This is a genomic window from Polaribacter sp. L3A8 (assembly GCF_009796785.1).
Taxonomy (GTDB): domain Bacteria; phylum Bacteroidota; class Bacteroidia; order Flavobacteriales; family Flavobacteriaceae; genus Polaribacter.
The window spans coordinates 1,673,517-1,695,278 of sequence record NZ_CP047026.1 but is presented as its reverse complement, the minus strand read 5'-3'; the positions used below and the strand labels follow the sequence as shown (position 1 = coordinate 1,695,278).

The 21,762-nt window shown below is 30.5% G+C and carries 21 protein-coding genes; 11 read left to right on the top strand and 10 right to left on the bottom strand.

Going from position 1 to position 21,762, the window contains the following annotated elements; translation table 11 throughout:
• Window positions 1–9: 9 nt before the first annotated feature.
• Complete coding sequence (gene trmD, locus GQR92_RS06785) at window positions 10–696, bottom strand: tRNA (guanosine(37)-N1)-methyltransferase TrmD (RefSeq protein WP_158838390.1); 687 nt, start codon at window positions 694–696, stop codon at window positions 10–12.
• 120 nt (window positions 697–816) lie between these two features.
• Here trmD and GQR92_RS06780 point away from each other — a divergent pair, with 120 nt between their 5' ends.
• The gene (locus tag GQR92_RS06780; protein ID WP_158838389.1) at window positions 817–1,221 is read left to right on the top strand and encodes a DUF2721 domain-containing protein; all 405 of its coding nucleotides are present in this window, start codon (window positions 817–819) and stop codon (window positions 1,219–1,221) included.
• A gap of 17 nt (window positions 1,222–1,238) precedes the next feature.
• On the opposite strand, the gene GQR92_RS06775 is transcribed toward GQR92_RS06780, so the two are convergent.
• Together GQR92_RS06775 and GQR92_RS06770 are read right to left on the bottom strand one after the other, a co-directional pair.
• Window positions 1,239–2,504 carry a chloride channel protein gene (locus GQR92_RS06775; protein ID WP_158838388.1) on the bottom strand — a complete coding sequence of 422 codons (1,266 nt, stop codon included), beginning with the start codon at window positions 2,502–2,504 and terminating at the stop codon, window positions 1,239–1,241.
• Between the two features lie 110 nt (window positions 2,505–2,614).
• On the bottom strand, window positions 2,615–3,463 hold the full coding sequence (locus GQR92_RS06770) for a DUF2911 domain-containing protein (RefSeq protein WP_158838387.1): 849 nt from the start codon (window positions 3,461–3,463) through the stop codon (window positions 2,615–2,617).
• A 114-nt stretch (window positions 3,464–3,577) separates the two neighbouring features.
• On the opposite strand from GQR92_RS06770, the gene GQR92_RS06765 reads away from it, so the two are divergent.
• On the top strand, window positions 3,578–4,339 hold the full coding sequence (locus GQR92_RS06765) for an NAD(P)-binding domain-containing protein (protein ID WP_158838386.1): 762 nt from the start codon (window positions 3,578–3,580) through the stop codon (window positions 4,337–4,339).
• A gap of 286 nt (window positions 4,340–4,625) precedes the next feature.
• On the opposite strand, the gene gldG is transcribed toward GQR92_RS06765, so the two are convergent.
• From gldG to GQR92_RS06740, 5 genes are all read right to left on the bottom strand, one after another.
• Window positions 4,626–6,266, bottom strand: coding sequence for a gliding motility-associated ABC transporter substrate-binding protein GldG (gene gldG / locus GQR92_RS06760; RefSeq protein ID WP_158838385.1), 1,641 nt, complete (start codon window positions 6,264–6,266; stop codon window positions 4,626–4,628).
• Window positions 6,259–6,975, bottom strand: coding sequence for a gliding motility-associated ABC transporter permease subunit GldF (gene gldF / locus GQR92_RS06755; protein ID WP_158838384.1), 717 nt, complete (start codon window positions 6,973–6,975; stop codon window positions 6,259–6,261). Before gldF ends, gldG begins: the two co-directional genes overlap by 8 nt.
• 132 nt (window positions 6,976–7,107) lie before the next feature.
• Window positions 7,108–7,635: a GNAT family N-acetyltransferase gene (locus GQR92_RS06750; protein ID WP_158838383.1), complete on the bottom strand. Its 528-nt coding sequence runs from the start codon at window positions 7,633–7,635 to the stop codon at window positions 7,108–7,110.
• A 27-nt stretch (window positions 7,636–7,662) separates the two neighbouring features.
• Window positions 7,663–7,959, bottom strand: a complete 297-nt coding sequence (locus GQR92_RS06745) for a putative quinol monooxygenase (RefSeq protein ID WP_158838382.1) — start codon at window positions 7,957–7,959, stop codon at window positions 7,663–7,665.
• A gap of 4 nt (window positions 7,960–7,963) precedes the next feature.
• Entirely contained in the window at window positions 7,964–8,824 is an 861-nt protein-coding gene (locus GQR92_RS06740) for an SAM hydrolase/SAM-dependent halogenase family protein (RefSeq protein WP_158838381.1), read from the bottom strand.
• Between the two features lie 129 nt (window positions 8,825–8,953).
• On the opposite strand from GQR92_RS06740, the gene GQR92_RS06735 reads away from it, so the two are divergent.
• The 9 genes from GQR92_RS06735 to GQR92_RS06695 all read left to right on the top strand — a co-directional run bounded on the left by GQR92_RS06735 (window position 8,954) and on the right by GQR92_RS06695 (window position 16,723).
• A complete protein-coding gene (locus tag GQR92_RS06735; RefSeq protein ID WP_158838380.1) occupies window positions 8,954–9,907 on the top strand; it encodes a PhoH family protein in 954 nt (317 codons plus the stop codon).
• A gap of 13 nt (window positions 9,908–9,920) precedes the next feature.
• On the top strand, window positions 9,921–10,322 hold the full coding sequence (locus GQR92_RS06730) for a hypothetical protein (protein WP_158838379.1): 402 nt from the start codon (window positions 9,921–9,923) through the stop codon (window positions 10,320–10,322).
• Window positions 10,323–10,358: 36 nt separating this feature from the next.
• Window positions 10,359–11,303, top strand: coding sequence for a phosphoribosylaminoimidazolesuccinocarboxamide synthase (locus GQR92_RS06725; protein WP_158838378.1), 945 nt, complete (start codon window positions 10,359–10,361; stop codon window positions 11,301–11,303).
• 119 nt (window positions 11,304–11,422) lie between these two features.
• The gene (fabV, locus tag GQR92_RS06720) at window positions 11,423–12,610 is read left to right on the top strand and encodes an enoyl-ACP reductase FabV (RefSeq protein WP_158838377.1); all 1,188 of its coding nucleotides are present in this window, start codon (window positions 11,423–11,425) and stop codon (window positions 12,608–12,610) included.
• A gap of 110 nt (window positions 12,611–12,720) precedes the next feature.
• Window positions 12,721–13,200 (top strand): hypothetical protein, encoded by a 480-nt coding sequence (locus GQR92_RS06715; protein WP_158838376.1) that lies wholly within the window; start codon window positions 12,721–12,723, stop codon window positions 13,198–13,200.
• Window positions 13,193–13,564, top strand: coding sequence for a glyoxalase (locus GQR92_RS06710; protein WP_158838375.1), 372 nt, complete (start codon window positions 13,193–13,195; stop codon window positions 13,562–13,564). The genes GQR92_RS06715 and GQR92_RS06710 overlap by 8 nt, the downstream gene beginning before the upstream one ends.
• A gap of 68 nt (window positions 13,565–13,632) precedes the next feature.
• Window positions 13,633–14,361 carry an HNH endonuclease gene (locus GQR92_RS06705; protein ID WP_158838374.1) on the top strand — a complete coding sequence of 243 codons (729 nt, stop codon included), beginning with the start codon at window positions 13,633–13,635 and terminating at the stop codon, window positions 14,359–14,361.
• Between the two features lie 122 nt (window positions 14,362–14,483).
• On the top strand, window positions 14,484–15,698 hold the full coding sequence (locus GQR92_RS06700; RefSeq protein ID WP_158838373.1) for a hypothetical protein: 1,215 nt from the start codon (window positions 14,484–14,486) through the stop codon (window positions 15,696–15,698).
• 68 nt (window positions 15,699–15,766) lie between these two features.
• Window positions 15,767–16,723 (top strand): hypothetical protein, encoded by a 957-nt coding sequence (locus GQR92_RS06695; protein WP_158838372.1) that lies wholly within the window; start codon window positions 15,767–15,769, stop codon window positions 16,721–16,723.
• A 3-nt stretch (window positions 16,724–16,726) separates the two neighbouring features.
• Here the strand turns inward: GQR92_RS06695 and GQR92_RS06690 are convergent, their stop codons facing one another.
• A complete protein-coding gene (locus GQR92_RS06690) occupies window positions 16,727–17,950 on the bottom strand; it encodes a threonine/serine ThrE exporter family protein (RefSeq protein WP_158838371.1) in 1,224 nt (407 codons plus the stop codon).
• Window positions 17,951–18,032: 82 nt separating this feature from the next.
• Window positions 18,033–21,704, bottom strand: a complete 3,672-nt coding sequence (gene purL / locus GQR92_RS06685) for a phosphoribosylformylglycinamidine synthase (protein ID WP_158838370.1) — start codon at window positions 21,702–21,704, stop codon at window positions 18,033–18,035.
• Window positions 21,705–21,762: the final 58 nt, after the last annotated feature.

The following is a 21,762-nucleotide window of genomic DNA, read 5'->3' as shown; positions in this document are numbered from 1 at the left end:
TAAAAAAGGCTAAGAGGTTTTATCTTCTAATAAATCGGGTCTAATTTCTTCTGTTCTTTTGTAGGCTTGGTCGCTTCTCCAATCATCAATTTTAGGAAAATTACCAGATAATAATACGTCTGGTACTTTCATTCCTTCAAATTCTGATGGTCTTGTATATACAGGTGGTGATAATAAATTGTCTTGAAAAGAATCTGTAAGGGCAGATTGTTCATCGCCAATAACACCAGGTATTAAACGAACAACTGCATCTACTAAAACGGCAGCAGCTAATTCGCCTCCCGTTAAAACATAATCTCCAATAGATATTTCTTTGGTAATATATTTATCGCGAATTCTTTGGTCTACACCTTTATAATGACCAGTTAAAATAACGATGTTTTCTTTTAAAGAAAGTGTGTTTGCGGTAGATTGGTTTAATGTTTTTGCATCTGGAGTCATATAAATAACTTCATCATACGTTCTCTCTGATTGTAATTTTTTAATGCAATTTGCAATAGGCTCAATCATCATAACCATACCAGCACCACCACCAAATTGTGTGTCGTCAATTTGTTTATAATTTCCTAAACCATATTCACGTAAATCGTGAATTTTAATCTCTGCCAAACCTTTTTCTTTTGCGCGTTTAATAATTGAGTGATTAAACGGACTTTCTAATAAACCTGGGGCAACTGAAATAATATCTATTCGCATGTGGCAAATGTAATGTTTTTGTTGAGTATTCGAAATACCTGATTTTAGATATCTAAGCGATTAAAATTAAAATTTAATTCCTTTATTTGATGCTGATTATTTCTTAAATTTGATACTTATATGGAAGAATTAACATTAACAACACCCGCCGTTTTATTTTCTGCAATCTCTTTAATTATGTTAGCATATACAAACCGATTTTTAGCCTATGCATCTGTAATTAGAAGTTTACACGATATTTATTTAGAAAAACAAGACCATTCTTTACTAAGGCAAATTAAGAACTTAAAACTACGTCTAAACCTAACAAGGTGGATGCAGATTTTCGGTATTTCTAGTTTGTTGTTTTGTGTGGTAACTATGTTTTTAATCTATGTACATTTAAACACAATGGCAGTTTGGGTGTTTGGTTTAGCTTTAATTTTACTAATTATTTCTCTTTCTCTGTTGATAAAAGAAATACAGATTTCTACGCAAGCTTTACAGCATCATATTGCTGATATTGAAGAACATTTAGGAAAATAAATATTTATAACTATTTTTTATTTATCCATTTGAGAACCAATAAAGGCTGTTTTAGGTGCTAAAAAATAACCTGTTAAACTCGCAAATAAAATAGGGATAAAATAAGAAAAACCTGTTAGTGTTGCTAGTAAAATGGTGGTGCTCATTGGTGTTCTTGTTACACAGGCATTTATAGCTGCCATGCAGCTAATGATTGCTAAAGAAACATTTATAGCTGGAAAAAAATGATGTATAATTAAACCAAGTGTGGTTCCTATAAAAAATAGAGGAATAATAAAACCACCTCGCCAACCAGAAGTTACAGTAACAGAAATAGCTAGAAGCTTAAAAATTAGTATTAAAAATAAAGCGTTAATAGAAAACTCATTATCTAATAAAGAGTTAATTTCTTCGTGCCCAAAATACCTTGTTAAAGGAAAGTAATAAGAAATTACACCAAGTATTATTCCGCCTAGTAAGGTTTTAATGTAAATAGGAGTATTGATCTTTTTAAAAAGAGATTTTAAAAATTTTGTACAATAAATAAATAGCCAACCTACCATTGTTGCTGCGATTGCTAATAAAACAGCAATCCCAAAATCAAAAGTACCGGAATACTCATAAGTGGGCAAACTCCAAGTTGCTCCTAATCCTAAGTGAATAATTAGCGCAAAAAAGATATAACTAAAACAACTAGCTACCAATGCAGGTATAATGGCTTTATAGTATTCTACCGCATGTTTATGGTGTAAAATTTCTAAAGAAAATAAACTTCCACCTAACGGAGCGCCAAACAAAGCTGTAAAACCAGATGCCATACCGGCAATGCTTAAAGAGCGTAATTCTTCTCCTTTTAATCGAAATATTTTACCTAACCAAGTACCTGTAGATCCTGTTATTTGTACTAAAGGAGCTTCCGGACCAAGACTTCCTCCAGATGCAACACAAAGTAATGAAGAGAGTATCATTGATGGATTGTTCTTTGGGTCTAGCTTTCCTTTGTTAAAACGAATATTGTCAACAATTAAGTGAATCTCTCCTGGATCTCCAATAAAATGAATGATTAAACCTGCTAGTAAACCGCAAATAGCCATGATTGGTATAACAAGCCATCCATCAAAAAAAGCAATTTTATGAATTAGAAATTCTAATACAATCCAATACACACCTGCTATGACTCCGCCAATTAGACCTAAAAGTGCCCAAAGTAAAAAAGTACGATTAAAAACAAATGGATTAAATTTTATAGGTTGGTCTAATATACTAGAATATGAGACTAATTTTCTTCTCCTTTTAAGTTTCACTTTTGATGTTTGTTTGGTATAAGTGGCAAAATTAAATGAAAATAGTACAGAAACAAAAAAATCTCAAGCTTTAGACTTGAGATTTTTACTATTTTTAAAAGGATAGCAATTTACATTGCTCCCCATTCTTTTAAAGATGCTTTGTTCATTTTTACATAACCTGCATTTCCTGCTTTTTCAGAATACTTTAAAGATTCTTTAGCAGCTTTAATTGCTCCTTTTTTATCTCCTGCTTTTGCATGAATCAAAGATTGTTTGCGTAAAATATAGAATTTAGGTGCATCAGAAGTCATTTCTACAGCTTTATCAATCCAAGTTTGCGCTTTTTTAATATCTTTTCCAGCTTCTAAGTAATAAGATGCAGATGCAAAATAATCATTTGCAGAAGGGCCACTCATAGTTGCATTAATTTGTTTGGCAACCATTGCTTCTGTTGGTGTTTCAAACTTTAAACCAACATACGTGTTTTCCCATAAAACACCTAAAACAGCAGAACTGTTTGTTATATCATCAAACATCATGGTAAAAGTTTCAATTTTCACAGGCATTGTTTGCACAGTTGCTTTTGTTTGTGCAGCAACTTTTGTCTCATCCCATTTTTCTGGATTTCCCCAGTTTGTTGCATCAGCATAAAAAATTACATCCCAAGACTCTTTTCCTGGTTTTGTGTATAAAGCGTAGGTTCCTTTTTTTAACTCTTGGCCATCAATGGTAACGTCTGTAGAAAAAGTGATTTTTGTGTTAGCATTTGCTCCGGTTCTCCAAACTTCATTAAAAGGTACTAAATCACCAAAAATGGTTCTTCCTCTCATTCCTGGTCTAGAGTACTCTAAAGTAACATCTGTTAAACCTACTTCTTGTTCTATTTTTTGAGAAGGACTTGGTGCCGGTGTTTTAATTTGTGCATTTGAAGTAAGTGTACATGCCGCTACAAATAAGGATAATATAATTTTTTTCATTCTAATTGGTTTTTAGTTTTAGTTATTTTCAAAATTACGATTTCAAAAAACGTATAACGTTAACAAAACCTTAAAATAAACTGATGTATCTTTGTTTTTATTGATACATTTTTTATGAAGAGAGTAAGTGTTTTAGGTTGTGGTTGGTTAGGCAAATCATTAGCAATATCATTATTAGATGAAGGGTATTCTGTAAAAGGTTCTACAACTAGTGAAGAGAAATTAGAGTTGTTAGAAATGAATAATATTGCCCCTTATATTGTTAATATTTCTGAGTTTGAAGAGTTTGATGATTTCTTATATACTGATATTTTAATTATTGCTATTACCTCTAAAGATGTGGATGGTTTCGAAAACTTAATTTCGCAAATAGAAAATTCTGAGATTCAAAAAGTAATCTTTATCAGTTCTACATCTGTTTACGGAAGATTAAATAAAGTAATGACGGAAGAGGATGCTGTTTTAAAAACTCCGTTAACAGAAATTGAAAACTTATTTAAAGAAAATACTACTTTCGAAACGACTATTATTCGTTTTGCTGGTTTGTTTGGAGATGTAAGGCAACCTTATAATTGGTTTAAAAACGGACGTAAAATTCCGCAGCCAAAAGGATTTGTAAACATGATTCATAAAGAAGATTGTATCGAAATTATTCATGAAGTTATTGATCAAAATTGTTGGAATGAAACTTTTAATGCCTGTTCTAATCATCACCCAACAAGAAGAGAGTTTTATACAATAGCAAAATTAAGTAACGATTTTGAGCTTCCAGAATTTGAAGATAATGAAGTATATGAATGGAAAATTATCAGTTCTAAAAAAGTACAAGAAGTGTTAGGCTATACTTTTATTCATGATAACTTGTTAGAGATTTAAGTGTTTAATGTCATTTCGTAATGACAGAAAGTGTGTTTTAATTTTTTTACTGATGGATTAAGAGAATTATATCAAGAAACTTTAAAATTTCATTAAGGTGTTATCTTAAATATGATTTTGTTGGTTGTATGAGATTTCTCAATCGCTTAAAAAAGCTCATTTCGAAATGACAAAATGTGTGTTTTAGTTATTTTTCCGAAGGATTAAGAAAAATATATTAAGAAATTTTAATTTTCACTAACCACTAACCACTAACCACTAACCACTAACCACTAACCACTAACCACTAACTATATTTTCTCTTTCTTAAGTAATTGAAAACAAAACCAAAAGAAAATAATAGAATTAACGGTAAAACAATATTTAAAAACTGCCAGAATGTGCGCTCTTTAAAGGCTTTTTGCTTATCTAATGTTCTTATCTGTAATGTTTTGTTTCTTAGTTGAATCAAGCCTTCATCATCTAATAAATAATCAACCGTATTTAAAAGAAAATCTTTATTTCCAAACTGCTGGTTGGTCCATTTATCTCTGTTTAGATCGAAAGGTTGCTCTTTTAAAATTTGATTTTTTCCAATATCACCATCAGAAATAATTACCATTTTATTATTGGTTGCATGCTCTTTAAAAAGAAGTGTTTCAAAAGGTTTTACTCGGTTTTTATATGCCGATTTAAAATTACCTTCTAATAAAACTGCAAATAGTTGATTCCCTTTATTATAATCTTCTTCAACAACTTCATCAGCAATAGACTGCAATTCTATAAAACTAGGTGTTCCAACTTTTTTTGTTAATAAAGAACTCATCAATAAAGGTGTTTTTTTGATGTTATTTTTTAACGTATCAATCTGGTTTGAAAACTGTAACCTTACCGGAGAAACATTTTTTGTAATAGGATGATTTGGATTGCCACCAACTAAAGGATGAAAATACCAATCTAAATTTTTAAACTGCGTTTGATTGCCTACTTTTCCGGTTGCTAACGGAATTTGAGCTGCATATAAATCTTTAATCAATGTGGTGTTTATTCTTACTCCGTAAGAGAATAATAAATCGGTTAAATTTAAATCTCTTGGATAGGCTAACATTTTACCGTTTGTAAATAAACTGTCTTGATCTGCTTGTACATTGTCTATCATCCACAATGTTTTTCCGCCATTGGCGATAAACTGATCTAAAGTAAGCTTTTCTTTCTCGGTGAATTTTTGTGTAGGTTTTGCAATAATTGCCAAATCTAAAGACGTTAAATCTTTTAATGTTTGTTGTGGTTTTGTTGCCACAGAATCTAACGTGAATTTGGCTAATCTGTATTTTTTAGCAACTTCACTTAAAAAACTATATTGATAAATGTCTTGTAATTCTCCGTTTCCTGTAATTACGGCAACTCTTTTTTGTTTCTTTTGAATAACAGAATTAATAGCATTAGAAAAACTATATTCTAAATTTTCGATGGCTTTTTGTAATTGCTCATCTTGTGATGCTACAATGGCATTGGGTAACAAAGAAACGATGGTTGCTTTTTTTTCATAAGATACTTCTGCCCAAGGAAAAATAATAGCTTCAGACAATTTGCCTTCTTCTTCTACCGTTAATTGACTTGGCAACATACCTCGTTTAATTAAGGCTTCTCGTTGATTATCTGGTGCTTCAAAATTGATTTTTATATGAGCATTTGTTGCTGCTAATTCTTCTAAATACTGACGCGTTTCTACTTGTAATCTTTTAAATTCTGAAGGAAAATCTCCTTCTAAATAAACGGTGATAAATAGCAGTTTGTCAACTTTAGCAACAATGTTTTCTGTAGTTTTAGAAAGTGTGTAACGTTTGTCTGCTGTTAAATCTAATCGTTTATAAAATGATTGGCTAAGGATGTTTAAAAAGAGTAGTCCAACAATTAGAATTGCAATGTTTTTTATTTTCTTATTCATTATCTAAGCGTGTTTTAGTGATGAATAAAAAGAATACTGTTATGCTTAAAAAGTAAATAATATCTCGTGTGTCAATTACACCTCTAGAAATACTTTTAAAATGTTCATTAAATCCCATTTGTTTAACGGTTAAATCATTACCAAGTGAGTCTGAAATGGCATCAAAACCGTAGTATAAAAATAAGGTGATAAAAACGCCTAATATAAAAGCTACAATTTGGTTTTTAGATAATGTTGAGGTAAATAAACCAATTGCTGTATAAGTAGAAGCTAAAAAAAGTAAACCAATATAAGACCCAATAGTACTACCAAAATCTATATTACCAGTAGGATTTCCTAATTGATATACCGTATAAACATAGGTTAACGTTGGTATTAGTGCAACAATAACTAGTAGGAGTGAAGCTGAAAATTTTCCTAAAACAATTTGCCAATCAGAAATTGGTTTTGTTTTTAAGAGTTCTATGGTTCCGCTGTTAAATTCGTCTGCAAAACTTTTCATGGTAATAGCCGGAATCAGAAATAAAAAGACCCAAGGCGCAAAAAAGAAAAATGAATTTAAATCTGCAAAACCTGCATTTAAAATATTAAAGTCGCCTTTAAAAACCCATAAAAATAAACCGTTCATCAACAAGAAAACGCCAATGACCAAATAGGCAATTGGGCTCGAAAAAAATGAGTTGAATTCTTTTTTTAGGATTGCTATCAAATGTTAATTTTTTTTCTAAAAGTTTACAAACAACTGTCATTTCGAATTTTACTAAAAAACGTATAGAATATAGATTCCTCTTCGTTTCTTATTCGGAATGACAATTGATGGTTTAAATTATTTTTAGAATTTCTATTTTTCTAATTTGTAAATTCTATTGTCTTCAACGTTTTCGTCCACTCTTTCCGTTTGTAAATCAAAATCTAGTTTGTGTAATAACGTAATAGAAGCCAAATTATTTTTGTGTGTAAAAGCTTCTATTGTTTTTAAGCCCAATTTATCAAAACCATATTCTAACACTTCTTCAAAAGCCTCGGTCATGTATCCTCTTTCTTGGTAATCAGGATGAATTTCGTACCCAATTTCTGCATAATTATCTGCAACATCAAAATTACGTAAACCAATTGTTCCTAGTAATTCTAAACTATTGTTAGATTGTAATACCCAAAAAATCCCTTTATTTTCTGCGATTAAATTAGAGATTTCATCTATAAAAGCTCTAGATTCCGATAGATTTTTTGGTGGTTCTCTTTTAATATATTCATTCACCTCTTTGTTTGCTCTTAAACCAAAAATTGCTTTTGCATCCTCTAAGTTTAGTGCTCTTAATGTTAATCTTTCTGTTTCTAAAACAGGGAAAGTAGTAAAGTCGAAATCCATTTTTATTTTTATTATTTGTCTTAATTTTTATTGTAAGCTCACTTTTTTATCAACGCTCCAAGCCACAGGTTTATCGTTAAAAAATATCTTTGTTTTTGCCCAGACATCTTTAAAAAGTAGCGAGTTTCTATAGGTTTCTAAATCCTCTTCTTTTTCCCAGTAGGAATATGTAAAAAAGATTTCAGCGTTTGTTTTGTCTTGATATAATTCTAATAAGTTACAGCCTTCAGAAGCTCTAATTAATGTTTTTTTTTCTTCAAATATTGATAAAAATGTTTCAATGTGTTCTTTGTGAAAGCTCATTTTTACAATTCGTACAAACATATATTTAAGTTAAAGGTGAAAAATCTTGCTGAGAATCATTAATAAAATCGATGGTTATAGAGTCTCTGTAGTTTAAACCTAATAGAGTAGATGCTCCACCAACAGTTTCTAAATTACTTCTATAAATAGCAATTTCTAAATATCCGGCAGAATTAAAAATAGCCAATCTACTGCCGTCATATTGTATGCTATCGTGAGCATTTTCTCCGGTTATTTCATTGTATTTTGCAAATATTTTTGTAAAAAAATAACGACTAGCACTTACTTTAAAACGACGTCCTCTACCAATGGAGTTAAACATTTTTTTACTTATATTACTAATTACGTTTCCATAATTATCAATATAAACAACGCCTCCAATAATTTTATTTTTTTCTTGATTTACCTTTGGTTGAATTTCAATTAATTTTTTATAGTCCTGAATTTCTTTACCAATCACTGTTAAATTTCCGCCTCTGGCGATAAAACAAGCAACTTGTACAAAAACATCTAAAACAGGAAAACTACTTTCTATTCTGTCATGAATATTAATTTCTACAATTTTTGTAGGATTAATTTCAGAAGCAATCATAGAGATTAAGCCATTATCCGGACAAACAAAAAAATGGTTGTCTAATTCTATGGTAATATGTTTATTGTCGTTACTTAATTCTGAGTCTACACCAACAATATGTATGGTTCCCTCCGGAAAGCTTTTGTAAGAGTTTTTTAAAATATAAGCAGTTTCTGTAATGTTAAAAGGAGAAATTTCGTGTGTAATATCTACAATTTTAGCATCGGGAAGTTCTGAGTAAATAGCTCCTTTTACAGCTCCCACAAAGTGGTCTTTTGTTCCAAAATCTGTTGTTAAAGTGATTATCGGCATTAAAAAATGGGCTGTTAATTAATTGTGTAAAAGTTGTTAACTATTTAACGCAAATCTAATCATTTTAAAAAAAATATTGGTTATTTTTAGTTGAAATATAAATGTAATCTATTAATAAAAATTAATCATTTGAACGAACGCATTATAGAGCTTACAGAAATCAATCCGAAAGATTTTTTTGGAGCACATAACAGTACTATTGAACAATTAAAAAAGTATTTTCCTAAAATTAAAATCGTTGCTCGCGGATCTCAGCTTAAGGTTTATGGAGATCCAGAAATTTTAGATGAGTTTGAAACGCGATTAGAACGTTTGATAAAGTATTTTAACAAATACAATAAATTAGATGAAAATAGTATAGAACGTATTTTAACATCTAATGGAAATGAAGAAAAAACAGCTTCGGCAAAAAGTGCTAGAGAAATTTTAGTGCATGGAGTTGGAGGCAAATTGATAAAACCACAAACAGATAACCAACGCAAAATGGTTACTCTTATGGGGAAAAACGATATGTTGTTTGCCGTTGGGCCTGCAGGAACAGGAAAAACCTATACAGCTGTTGCATTAGCGGTACAAGCATTAAAAGAAAGAGAAGTTAGAAGAATCATCTTAACGAGACCTGCGGTTGAATCTGGAGAAAATTTAGGGTTTCTTCCTGGGGATCTAAAAGAAAAGCTAGATCCTTATATGCAACCTTTATATGACGCTTTAAGAGATATGATTCCGCATGAAAAATTAGAATCTCACATAGAAAAAGGAGTTATACAAATTGCACCTTTGGCATTTATGCGTGGTAGAACGTTAGATAATGCCTTTGTAATTTTAGACGAAGCACAGAACACAACCCATAACCAAATGAAGATGTTTTTAACAAGAATGGGTAAAAGTGCTAAGTTTATTATTACGGGAGATCCTGGTCAGATAGATTTACCAAGAAAGCAAGTTTCTGGTTTAAAAGAATCTTTATTAGCCTTAAAAGATATTGATGGAATTGCCCAAGTTTATTTAGATGATAAAGATGTAGTAAGACACCGTTTGGTAAGAAAAATTATTAGTGCTTATAAAAGTATAGAAACAGAATAGGTTTTTGTGATTTATGGAGTATAAAAATGATTTTATTGAAAGAGAAATACAGAAAATAACGCTGTTTTTAAGAAATTTTATAACCAAAATAATAGGGAATGGTGATACTAGTATTTCTTTAGAGTCATTTGATAAAGAATTAAAAGGGAAATTAGATTTCGGTTTTTATGAAATACTTGAGTTAAATGATGAAGATTTAAGGGAGAAAATAAACGGAGTTGATCTCTTAATTTTAGAGGAATTATTAAAAGTATTTTATAATATTGATAAAAAAGAGATGGTTGCTTTAGAATCTGATAAGTTAAAAAGAGTTTCTTTAATTATAATAGATGAAGTTGAAAATAAATCACTTGTTTTTTCTTTTGAAAGACAGCAGATAAAAAACTACTTCAAATCTGAAAAAAAAAGAAATTGAAAGCTTATTTTTGCGCCCACAACAACATAACATATAATGAATACAATTAACGATACTAATTTTCAATTTCCTAAGCAGAAGTCTGTTTATATAGGGAAAGTAAGAGAAGTTTATAATATTAATGACGACCTTTTGGTAATGATTGCAACAGATAGATTGTCTGCATTCGACGTTGTTTTACCACGTCAAATTCCGTTTAAAGGTCAGATTTTAAATCAGATTGCAAGAAAAATGATGAATGATACAGCAGATATTGTTCCTAATTGGTTAATTGCAAATCCAGATGAAAATGTAGCAGTAGGTCATTTATGCGATCCATTTAAAGTAGAAATGGTAATTCGTGGTTATATGTCTGGTCATGCAGCACGTGAATATAAATTAGGTAAAAGAGTTCTTTGCGGAGTAGCAATGCCAGAAGGTTTAAAGGAAAATGATAAATTTCCGGAAGCTTTAATTACGCCTTCTACAAAAGCAGATAATGGAGACCATGATGAAGATATTTCTCGTGAAGATATTTTATCAAAAGGAATTGTTTCTGAAGCAGATTATTTAGTTTTAGAAGACTTTACACGTAAATTATTTGCTAGAGGAACAGAAATTGCTGCAAAAAGAGGATTGATTTTAGTTGATACTAAATATGAATTTGGTAAAACCAAAGAAGGAAAAATAGTGTTGATTGATGAAATTCATACTCCAGATTCTTCTCGTTATTTTTATGCAGAAGGCTATCAAGAAAGACAAGATAAAGGCGAAGGTCAAAAACAACTTTCTAAAGAATTTGTACGCCAGTGGTTAATTGAAAATGGTTTTCAAGGAAAAGACGGACAACAAGTTCCTGAGATGAATGATGAAAAAGTTATCGAAATTTCTAATAGATATATAGAATTATACGAACAAATTACTGGAGAAACTTTTGTAAAGGCTTCTACAGAAAATGTACTACAAAGAATTGAAGAGAATGTACTTCAATTTTTAAAATAACACATAAATTTACGTCATTGCGAGGAGGAACGACGTGGCAATCTGATTATTTTAATTATAAATAAAAGATTACTTCGTCATGCTTCCTCGTAATGACGAATTTTTTAAAACTAACAACCATGATTATAGAACCAAGAACAAGAGGATTTATCTGTTTAACATCGCACCCAACGGGTTGTGAGCAAAACGTGATCAATCAAATAGAATATGTAAAATCGAAAGGAAAAATTGAAGGCGCAAAAAAAGTACTAGTAATTGGTGCTTCTACAGGATTCGGATTGGCTTCAAGAATATCGAGTGCTTTTGGTTCTGATGCTGCAACAATTGGAGTTTTCTTTGACAAACCAGCAACAGAAGGTAGACCAGGTTCACCAGGTTTTTACAATACAGCTGCTTTTGAAAAACAAGCAATTGCAGTAGGTTTATATGCAAAAAGTATCAACGGAGATGCCTTTTCTAACGAAATAAAAGACCAAGTTGTAAACTTAATTAAAGAAGACTTAGGTCAGATTGATTTGGTAATTTACAGTTTAGCATCACCAGTAAGAACACACCCTACAACAGGAGTAAGATATAAATCTGTTTTAAAGCCAATTGGCGATGTTTTTTCTAACAAAACAGTAGATTTCCATACAGGTAAAGTATCAGAAATTTCTATCAATCCGGCAGAAGGAGAAGATGTAGAAAACACAATAAACGTAATGGGTGGTGAAGATTGGAAAATGTGGATGGACGCGTTACAATCTGAAAACTTATTAGCAGAAGGAGCTACCACAGTTGCTTATTCTTATATTGGCCCAGAAGTAACAAAGCCAGTGTATAGAAACGGAACCATTGGAGCTGCAAAAGATCATTTAGAAGCTACAGCTTTTACTATTGCAGACGATTTAAAATCGATAGGAGGTAAAGCATTTGTTTCTGTAAATAAAGCATTAGTTACACAAGCGAGTTCTGCAATTCCTGTAATTCCTTTATATATTTCATTATTATATAAAGTGATGAAAGCAAAAGGAATTCATGAAGGATGTATCGAGCAAATTCAGCGTTTGTATAGCGAACGTTTATTTGGCGGTGATTTAGCTTTGGATGAAAAAGGAAGAATTAGAGTTGACGATTGGGAAATGAGAGAAGATGTACAAGCGGAAGTTAACAAGCTTTGGGAAACTGCAACTACAGAAAACTTATCAGAAATTGGAGATTTAGAAGGATATAGCAACGGTTTTTACAACCTTTTCGGTTTTAAAGTTGCTGATGTAGATTATGATGCTGATGTAAATGAAGTAGTAAACGTACCAAGTATTCAGTAAGAATTTTATCCCGCGATAGCGGAAACTAAAATACAAACCTCACAGTTAATGCTGCATTTATTTCGGCAACTATTGTGAGGTTTTTTTTATCTTGTAAAAAATTAGAGTTGATGAAAGCAGTAACTGTAAAACAATTAAAAGACGAACTCTCTCATAAATCTGCCAATGAGTTAAAAGAGTTGTGTTTGCATTTATCAAAATTTAAAAAAGAGAATAAAGAATTACTAACGTATTTGTTGTTCGAGTCTCATGACGAAGAACAATACATACAGAGTGTAAAAGATCAAAACGAAGTATTGTTTTCTGAGATTAACACAAAGAGTTATTTCTACATTAGAAAAAGCGTTCGAAAGATTTTAACACTCAATAAAAAATTTATTCGGTATTCTAAAAAGAAAGAAACAGAAGTAGCATTATTGCTCCATTTTTGTCGTTGTTTAAAAGAGTTTAAACCGTCTATGAAAGGGAGTGTAAGATTAGTAGCAACTTTTGATAGGCAAGTGGTTTTAATAAAGAAAGCAATTGCAACGTTGCACGAAGATTTACAATACGATTATCAACTAGAATTAGACGAATTATTAGATGAATAAAAAAGAAAGACCAGTTTTATCGGATTTAGTGAATGAAGGAACTTCTGAAATGGAAAAATTTCAAAATGAAGTATTAAGACCTGTAATAAAAATGCAGCACAGTTTGTTGATTAGTTCATTTAAGCACCATCTTATAAAAAGAAAAGTAGATTTTACTGATTTAACGGATAAGAAAAGAAGAAGTAAAATTACTGCTGTTTTTAAAACGGATAATAATTATAAGAACTTTACTTTAGGGATAGTTATTGGTCATTTTTCTTCGGATGAATTTACTTTTTATGCTGATAATGCATCAGAAATTAATAGAAGGGTTTTACAGATTGTTACGCAAAGATTAAAAGATAGTATTTTAGAATTAGTGTAAAAATATTTATAGAAAAATCAGTCAGGTTTTATTTAGATAATAAAAGTTGAAGAACAAAAAAATAGAAAATGGGATTTAGAGGGAAAGTAGTTGAAGATTCTCTTATAGCTAGTGGAAGACATTGTACTTTGTGTCATAAATTTTGTGGAACAAAAATAGAATTACATCATATCAAGCAAAAAAAAGATGGAGGAGAAGATTCTTTTGAAAACTGTTTACCTCTTTGTTTTGATTGTCATGCAGACGTGATGCAATATAATCCTGATCATCCTAAAGGAAAAAAATATACTGTAACTGAGTTAAAAAGACATAGAAATAATTGGTATAAAAAAGTAAGTGAAAGTCAAGGAAATGTATTACCTACTGGTAGTTATTTAGAACTTGACAAAGTTACTTTTGAAAGATTAAAAAATCTATTAAAGAGTGAGGAACTTATACTTTTCATAAAGAATCATGGTTTTATAATGGGGGCTTTTCCTTATAAAATTTGTGAATATATTTATTATTTTCTTAAAGAATGTCAATTACCCGAATTTGAATTTATTGATTCTGATTTAGAAGGTTTAAAAGTTAAATTGGAAAATAATTTCATTAAATTAAGTGAATTAATAAGTAAACATACATTCGATGCAAGTACAGAAAATGTAAATAGACAAAGTATTCCAAGTGAGTGGGGGCATATGTATCCTGAAAGATTAGAGAAAGCTATTTCTGATTTTGAAAATATCACTCCAGAGATTGTTAAAGACTTTGAAGCTTTAATAAAGTTAGGGAGAAGAAAATTATATGCGAACTAAAATTAGATTATACAACCCTATTTACCAAAAGTAGTTGCATTTTTTTCTCACTTGAATTTACTTCAAAACAGCTGTTCTTATAAACAATATTCTCTTAGAACATAAAAACGTTAGAAATAGTTATGAATAAAGCATTATACATAATAACACTCATTCTTTTAGTCAGTTCTTGTAAAAAAGAAAAAAGAACGATTGAGCAAATTGATTTTACAACAGAATATAAATTCTCTAATGAAATAGAGGCTAAAGTAGCAAAAGACACTATAGCTTGGAAATATCAAATTTCGGCTTCAGATTATGCAACAAAAGGGGATTATAAAAATGCTTTAATCCAATGGGATTTAGCTATGGGAACAAAGGATCGAAAATTTACAGAAAATCAAGTAGATTCTATAAATCAAAAATATTCCAAAGTTAAAGCAACAGATTATATTTTTGAACTTGCAAAGAAAAATCAAGTGATAATTATAAATGAAGCGCATCATAATTCTTATCATCGCGTATTTACAAAATCACTTCTTCAGGGACTATTTGATAATGGATATAAAAATTTAGGTTTAGAGGCATTAGGAAATGGAAAGTATTTAGATACATTACTTAATAATAGAAAATATCCTATCCTTAAAACAGGTCATTATATAAAAGACCCACAATTTGGTAATTTGCTTAGAGATGCTTTAGAGATTGGATATAATTTATTCGCATATGAAAGTGTAGAGGATGTAAATGGAAAACTTAGAGAAATTGAGCAAGCAAAAAATATTGAAAAAGTAATAAATGCGAAGCCGAATGAGAAATTTTTAATTCATTGTGGCTTTGATCATGCTTCAGAAGGAATGCATAGCTATTGGGAAAAAGCGATGGCGGGAAGATTTACAGAATATACAAACATAAATCCTTTAACTATTAATCAGGTCGTTTATAGTGAGAAAAGTAAATCTGAATTTAATAATCCTTTGTTAAAAGCTTTAAAGATTAAAGAATCGTCCGTTTTAATTGATAAAGATAATAATCCGTTTAGATATGAGCGAGGAGAAACGTGGACTGATATAGCTGTTTTTCATCCGAATACAGAATACGTTAATAATAGACCTGGTTGGTTATTTAAAAATGGTAATGAAAATGTTTCAATTGATTTAACAGATATAAAAATTGAATTCCCTGTGATGGTTTTAGCTTTTAAGAAAGGAGAAAATATAGATGTAGCTGTTCCGGTGGATATAACCGAAATGCAAGAAAAAAAGCAAAACTGTAATCTCGGTTTAAAAAAAGGAACTTATGAAATTGTAGTAACAAATGGAAAAGAGTCATTTCAGTTTAAACAAAACGTAAAATAATTAGATCTAACCCGGACTACAAAAGACGCAATTTTTAGAAGCTTAAATACGTTAACAATAATTACCAAATGAATCACGCCCTAAAAATAACATCTCTATTATTTATTTTGATATTTATTTCTTGTGGATATCAAAAAACGGAGGAAGATAAACATCCCGAAATTCCAATTTTTCCAGAGCATACCAATAATAAGATATCTATAAAACAATTCACCACTAATTTAATAGACATTAAGTACAATGAGAAAAACTTATTTGCCAATAATGAAAATGGTGATTTGATAATTTTAGATAGAAAATTTAATAAAATTAAAGAATTAAAGGTTCCTAATAATTACATTAGTAAGGATGGAACTATTTATTATATGCAACCTAATGAAAAACCTGAATTAATTGAGGTTTATAAAATTTCTATTGAAAATAATTTCAAAAAAGAAAAATTAAAGAATTTTATCATCAATTCTAGAGAACCATTTACAATAAGAGATTCTTTAAATGTAGTTTATAAGCGTAAAATAAATGATAAAGACACTATTGAAATTAAGAGTCATATAGATAGTTTAGTTCATGTTGTTTATCAAAAAGAAAATAATTTAACTTCTGATAAAATAAAAAAATTAAAACCAAATCTAATTTCAATTTATTCATTATCAAATTCAGTAAGTGTTTTAAGATTCAAGGACAAAGAATTCGTGTTATATACAAGGTTTGATCATATGAGTGAGTTTAGAGATGTATTAGAAAAAACACGTCTTAATGGATTAGAACCTATATGGAATTTAGAAAAAAGTCCAAAATCATTTGATAAGGTTGTTTTAGGGAATTCATTTTCAGGAAATCATTACGTTGGTGGTTATACTTCTTATGGTTACAATTATGTAGAACTTTCATTACATAACGAAAAAACAAAGTTTAAAGCAAAAAACTCAAACAATGGAAATGGTGTAAATATTTTATATGAAAGCAAGGACACGATTATTCTAAAAGATTTTGAAAAATTGTATCATGTAACATTAAAAAAATAACGATTAGTTTTCTACTAGTTTTTTTCTGGGCTTTCTTTCTCTAAATGTACCTGCAAAAAGAAGTCCTCCAATGATAGCCATTAATATAAAAGCAACTTCTTCAAATAGGTTTGCAGAAGCGGTAATAGAAGGATTAAAAAAAGAATTACTCAATCCCATAAAAGACTTACTTCCTGGTACAAGCATAATAATGCCTTGTGTTAAATAAACAGATTTTGGTGTTTTAGAAATTCGTCCAAATAGACGACTAATACCAACCACTGCTAAAGTTCCTATAAAAGTACTTACTAATATTCCTAAAACGGATGATAAAAAAACGGTTATAAAAAAAGCAAGAACACCTGTTAAAACTCCAAAAAACACATCCTTTTTACGTACTTGAAATATTGGTAAAACGGTTATTGAAAATATAGGAATAGCGCAAAATAAAGTCCATCTTGGCATATCCGATACATAATGTGTTACATCAAGATCAATTAAAGAAGTCATTAAGCCTAAGCCCAGAATTACTCCAAAAAACTGTTTAAATAATACAATCATGGCATCAAAAAGTTTTGCACTTCCAGAAACCAAGCTTTTAGAAGTTATTTCTTCTAGCGCAGTTGTAATTGCTAATCCAGGGATAAATATAATAATAGAGGCCAATATGGTTAAGCCTAGATTAAAATCAGGAAAAACTAATGTTAAAAGGCAACAGATAATTGTTACCACTAAAGCGGATAAAGATTCGAATACATTTTCTACATATTTAGATTTAGTAGCTAAATAGACAAGAAGGTAGGTGATAGAGCCTAATAGTAAAGAAAAAATAAAAGAGACCCAATTGGTACCAATCATTAAACTAAAAGAACCTGCAGCAAATGTGTAAGCTAGTGCTAAGTAATAATGATTTATTACTTTGGTTTTTGCGTGAATAATATTTAAAGCTTCATTAATGTCGCTTTCATCAATTTTGGAATCAATTACTTTATTGGTAAGTTCATCAATTCTAGAAAATGCTCCTAAATTTAAAGATCCAGGAGGAATACATTCAATATAATTATAAGAATTTTTATCATCATAGAAAACGTAGTTTATCCACGTAGGTAAATCCATAAAACTAGCAGTAATACCTTTGTTTTGTGCAACTTCTGTTAGGTAAGACTGTATTTTATAGGAAGGAATACCATACGTATGTAGGGCTTTTCCTAGTTCAACTATAAATTGATATTTTTTGGGAACTCTCATTGTACTGAATTAATTAGGCTTGTTTTTAAAGCCAAAAAAAAGGGCTTAAAAAAGCCCTTTTTAGATATACTTTTTTACTTAATTATTTTGTTAACCAATTTTTAGCATTTACAAATGCTTCTAACCAAGGAGAAACTTCATCTTTTCTGTCTGTTGGGTAATTTGCCCAATTCCATTGAAAAGTAGAACGCTCAATATGAGGCATTGTTACTAAATGTCTTCCAGACTTATCACATAGCATTGCAGTGTTAAAGTGAGAACCATTTGGGTTATTCGGATACCCTTCATAACCGTATTTAGCAACAATATTATAGTTTTCTTCAGCTTCTGGTAAGTTAAATTTTCCTTCTCCATGAGAAATCCAAACACCTAATTCTGTTCCTGCTAAACTAGATAACATTACAGAATCATTTTTTTGAATTTTTACAGAAGTAAAAGAACTCTCATGTTTCTGAGAATTATTATGAACTAATTTTCCGTGTACTTTATGATCTGGATTAATTAAATCTAATTCCATCCATAATTGTGCACCGTTACAAATACCAACAGATAAAGTATCTTCTCTTTTAAAGAAATTCTTTAAAGCAGTGTTTGCTTTTTCGTTGTATTTAAATGCTCCTGCCCAACCTTTAGCAGAACCTAAAACATCAGAATTAGAGAAACCACCTACAGCACCAATAAATTGAATGTCTTCTAAAGTTTCACGACCAGAAATTAAATCTGTCATGTGTACATCCTTTACATCAAAACCAGCTAAATACATTGCATTTGCCATTTCACGTTCAGAATTAGAACCTTTTTCACGAATAATAGCAGCTTTAGGTTTGTCTTTTCCTATTACAGGTAATTTTCCTGTAAAGTTCTCTGGAAATTTATAGGTTAAAGGCTGCTTTTTATAATTGTCAAAACGATCTTGAGCTAAATTATTAGCGGTTTGTTTTTGATCTAATAAGAAAGAAGTTTTATACCAAACATCTCTCATTTCAGCAACATCAAACGTAAAGTTTTCTTCACTGTTTTGAATATTTACAGTTCCCGAATTATTAGCAGTTCCAATATTGAAAAATTCAATGTTATTTTCTGATAAAATTGTTTCTACAGAAGCATCTGCTTGAAAAACAATTCCTGAATTTTCTGAGAACAATACTTTTATAGAATCTTCTTCATTTAAAGCAGAAATATTAAAATCTGCACCTAAATTTACATCAGCAAAACACATTTCTAATAAAGTTGTAATAAATCCACCAGAAGCAACATCGTGCCCTGCGGTAATTTTATCAGCTTTAATTAATTCTTGAATTGTATTAAAAGTATTTTTTACAAATGATGAATCTTTTACATCAGGAGCTTCATTTCCAATCGTATTTAAAACTTGGTGAAAAGAACTTCCTCCTAATTTAAATTCATCTTGAGAAATATTAATATAGTAGATGTTTCCTCCATCAACTTTTAAAAGAGGTTCTACAACCTTACTAATTGCATTACAGTTTCCTGCAGCAGAAATAATAACTGTTCCTGGAGCAATTACTTCATCATCAGCATATTTTTGTTTCATTGATAAAGAATCTTTTCCTGTTGGAACATTGATTCCTAAATCTATAGAAAATTCTGATACAGCTTTTACAGCTTTGTATAAACGAGCATCTTCACCTTCGTTTTTACAAGGCCACATCCAGTTTGCAGAGAGCGACACGCTCTTTAGGTTTTCTTTTAGTGGTGCCCAGATTAAGTTAGTAAGAGATTCTGTAATTGCATTTCTACTTCCTGCAGCAGGATCAATTAATCCAGAGATAGGAGCGTGTCCAATTGAAGTTGCAACTCCTTCTTTTCCTTTATAATCCAACGCCATAACACCAACGTTATTTAACGGAATTTGTAAAGGACCAACACATTGTTGTTTGGCAACTTTACCACCAACACAACGGTCTACTTTATTTGTTAACCAATCTTTACAAGCTACTGCTTCTAATTGTAAAACTTGGGTTAAATAGTTTTTTAAGTTTTTAACTTTATATCTAGAATTTTTATAATTTCTAGTTACTGTAATATCTGTTAAAACAGTTTTAGGAGAAGAACCAAACATGTCTTCTAACGCTAAATCCATTGGTTTGTCTCCTTTTGTTTTAGATTCAAAAGTAAAACGATTATCTCCAGTAACTTCACCAACAGTATACATTGGCGAACGTTCACGTTCTGCAATTTTCTGTAAAGTATCTACATGTTTTTCTGCAATAACCAATCCCATTCTTTCTTGAGATTCGTTACCAATAATTTCTTTTGCAGATAGGGTAGGGTCTCCAACAGGTAATTTATCTAAATCAATTTTACCTCCGGTATCTTCTACTAATTCTGATAAACAATTTAAATGCCCACCAGCACCATGATCATGAATAGAAACAATAAAGTTTTCTTCACTTTCTACCATTCCACGAACTGCATTTGCAGCACGTTTTTGCATTTCTGGGTTAGAACGTTGTACTGCGTTTAATTCAATTCCAGAATCTAAAGCACCTGTATCTGCAGAAGAAACTGCAGCGCCACCCATTCCTATTCTGTAGTTTTCTCCACCAAGAATTACAATTTTATCACCTTCTTTTGGAGTATCTTTTAATGCTTGGTCTGCTTTTCCATAACCAATTCCACCAGCTTGCATAATCACTTTATCAAACCCTAATTTTCTTGGTTTAGATTCACTAGAAGAAGAATTTTCTTCATGTTCAAAAGTTAGTACAGAACCGGTAATTAAGGGTTGACCGAATTTGTTTCCAAAATCGGATGCTCCATTAGAAGCTTTTATTAAAATATCCATTGGAGTTTGGTATAACCAATCTCTAGCTTCAAATTTATGTTCCCAATACCTGTTTTCTTCTAAACGAGAATAAGAAGTCATATACACTGCTGTTCCTGCTAAAGGTAAAGAACCTTTTCCACCAGCAAGTCTATCTCTAATTTCTCCTCCAGAACCGGTTGCTGCTCCGTTAAAAGGCTCTACAGTTGTTGGAAAGTTGTGTGTTTCTGCTTTTAATGAGATTACAGAATCAAAGTCTTCTGTTTGATAAAAGTCTGGTTTATCCGCCGTTTTAGGCGCAAATTGTTCCACTTTTGGTCCTTTTACAAAAGCAACGTTGTCTTTGTATGCAGAAACAATATCGTTAGGGAATTGTTTAGACGTTTCTTTTATCAATTTAAATAATGATGTTGGCATTTCTTCGCCATCAATAACAAAAGTTCCGTTAAATATTTTATGTCTACAGTGTTCAGAATTTACTTGGCTAAAACCAAAGACTTCAGAATCTGTTAATTTTCTTCCGATTTTTGTAGCAGTACTTTCTAAGTATGCCACTTCTTCATCACTTAAAGATAAACCTTCTTGCTCGTTATAAGCAGCAATGTTTTCGATATCTAAAATTGCTTCTGGTTTAATTTCTATGGTAAATGAATCTTGATTTAAATTTTTAAATTTCTCAGAAATCATTGGGTCAAAGTCAGAAAACTCTTCTGTAGAAGCAGTAAATTCTTCTATTCTGATGATGTCTGAAATACCCATATTCTGAGTAATTTCTACAGCATTAGTACTCCAAGGCGTAATCATTGCTGCTCTTGGTCCTACAAAAAAAGCATCAATTGAAGTTTCTTCTATTTTTGGTTGATCTGCAAATAACCAAGTTAATTTAGCAATTGTTTCTGTACTTAATTTTTTTGTTGTTTGAACAGCAAATACTTTACTGTCTATATTTCCAAAGAAATGAATCATTATTGTGTTTTATTTGGGTGTTGTTGTAAAATGCAAATTTACTTTTTTTCAACTTAAA

Bases quoted from the DNA above. Each gene is read 5' to 3' on its own strand.
- trmD (WP_158838390.1), bottom strand. From the start codon at position 696: ATGCGAATAGATATTATTTCAGTTGCCCCAGGTTTATTAGAAAGTCCG.
- GQR92_RS06780 (WP_158838389.1), top strand. From the start codon at position 817: ATGGAAGAATTAACATTAACAACACCCGCCGTTTTATTTTCTGCAATC.
- GQR92_RS06770 (WP_158838387.1), bottom strand. From the start codon at position 3,463: ATGAAAAAAATTATATTATCCTTATTTGTAGCGGCATGTACACTTACT.
- GQR92_RS06765 (WP_158838386.1), top strand. From the start codon at position 3,578: ATGAAGAGAGTAAGTGTTTTAGGTTGTGGTTGGTTAGGCAAATCATTA.
- gldG (WP_158838385.1), bottom strand. From the start codon at position 6,266: ATGAATAAGAAAATAAAAAACATTGCAATTCTAATTGTTGGACTACTC.
- GQR92_RS06750 (WP_158838383.1), bottom strand. From the start codon at position 7,635: ATGGATTTCGACTTTACTACTTTCCCTGTTTTAGAAACAGAAAGATTA.
- GQR92_RS06745 (WP_158838382.1), bottom strand. From the start codon at position 7,959: ATGTTTGTACGAATTGTAAAAATGAGCTTTCACAAAGAACACATTGAA.
- GQR92_RS06740 (WP_158838381.1), bottom strand. From the start codon at position 8,824: ATGCCGATAATCACTTTAACAACAGATTTTGGAACAAAAGACCACTTT.
- GQR92_RS06730 (WP_158838379.1), top strand. From the start codon at position 9,921: ATGGAGTATAAAAATGATTTTATTGAAAGAGAAATACAGAAAATAACG.
- GQR92_RS06725 (WP_158838378.1), top strand. From the start codon at position 10,359: ATGAATACAATTAACGATACTAATTTTCAATTTCCTAAGCAGAAGTCT.
- fabV (WP_158838377.1), top strand. From the start codon at position 11,423: ATGATTATAGAACCAAGAACAAGAGGATTTATCTGTTTAACATCGCAC.
- GQR92_RS06715 (WP_158838376.1), top strand. From the start codon at position 12,721: ATGAAAGCAGTAACTGTAAAACAATTAAAAGACGAACTCTCTCATAAA.
- GQR92_RS06710 (WP_158838375.1), top strand. From the start codon at position 13,193: ATGAATAAAAAAGAAAGACCAGTTTTATCGGATTTAGTGAATGAAGGA.
- GQR92_RS06705 (WP_158838374.1), top strand. From the start codon at position 13,633: ATGGGATTTAGAGGGAAAGTAGTTGAAGATTCTCTTATAGCTAGTGGA.
- GQR92_RS06700 (WP_158838373.1), top strand. From the start codon at position 14,484: ATGAATAAAGCATTATACATAATAACACTCATTCTTTTAGTCAGTTCT.
- GQR92_RS06695 (WP_158838372.1), top strand. From the start codon at position 15,767: ATGAATCACGCCCTAAAAATAACATCTCTATTATTTATTTTGATATTT.
- GQR92_RS06690 (WP_158838371.1), bottom strand. From the start codon at position 17,950: ATGAGAGTTCCCAAAAAATATCAATTTATAGTTGAACTAGGAAAAGCC.
- purL (WP_158838370.1), bottom strand. From the start codon at position 21,704: ATGATTCATTTCTTTGGAAATATAGACAGTAAAGTATTTGCTGTTCAA.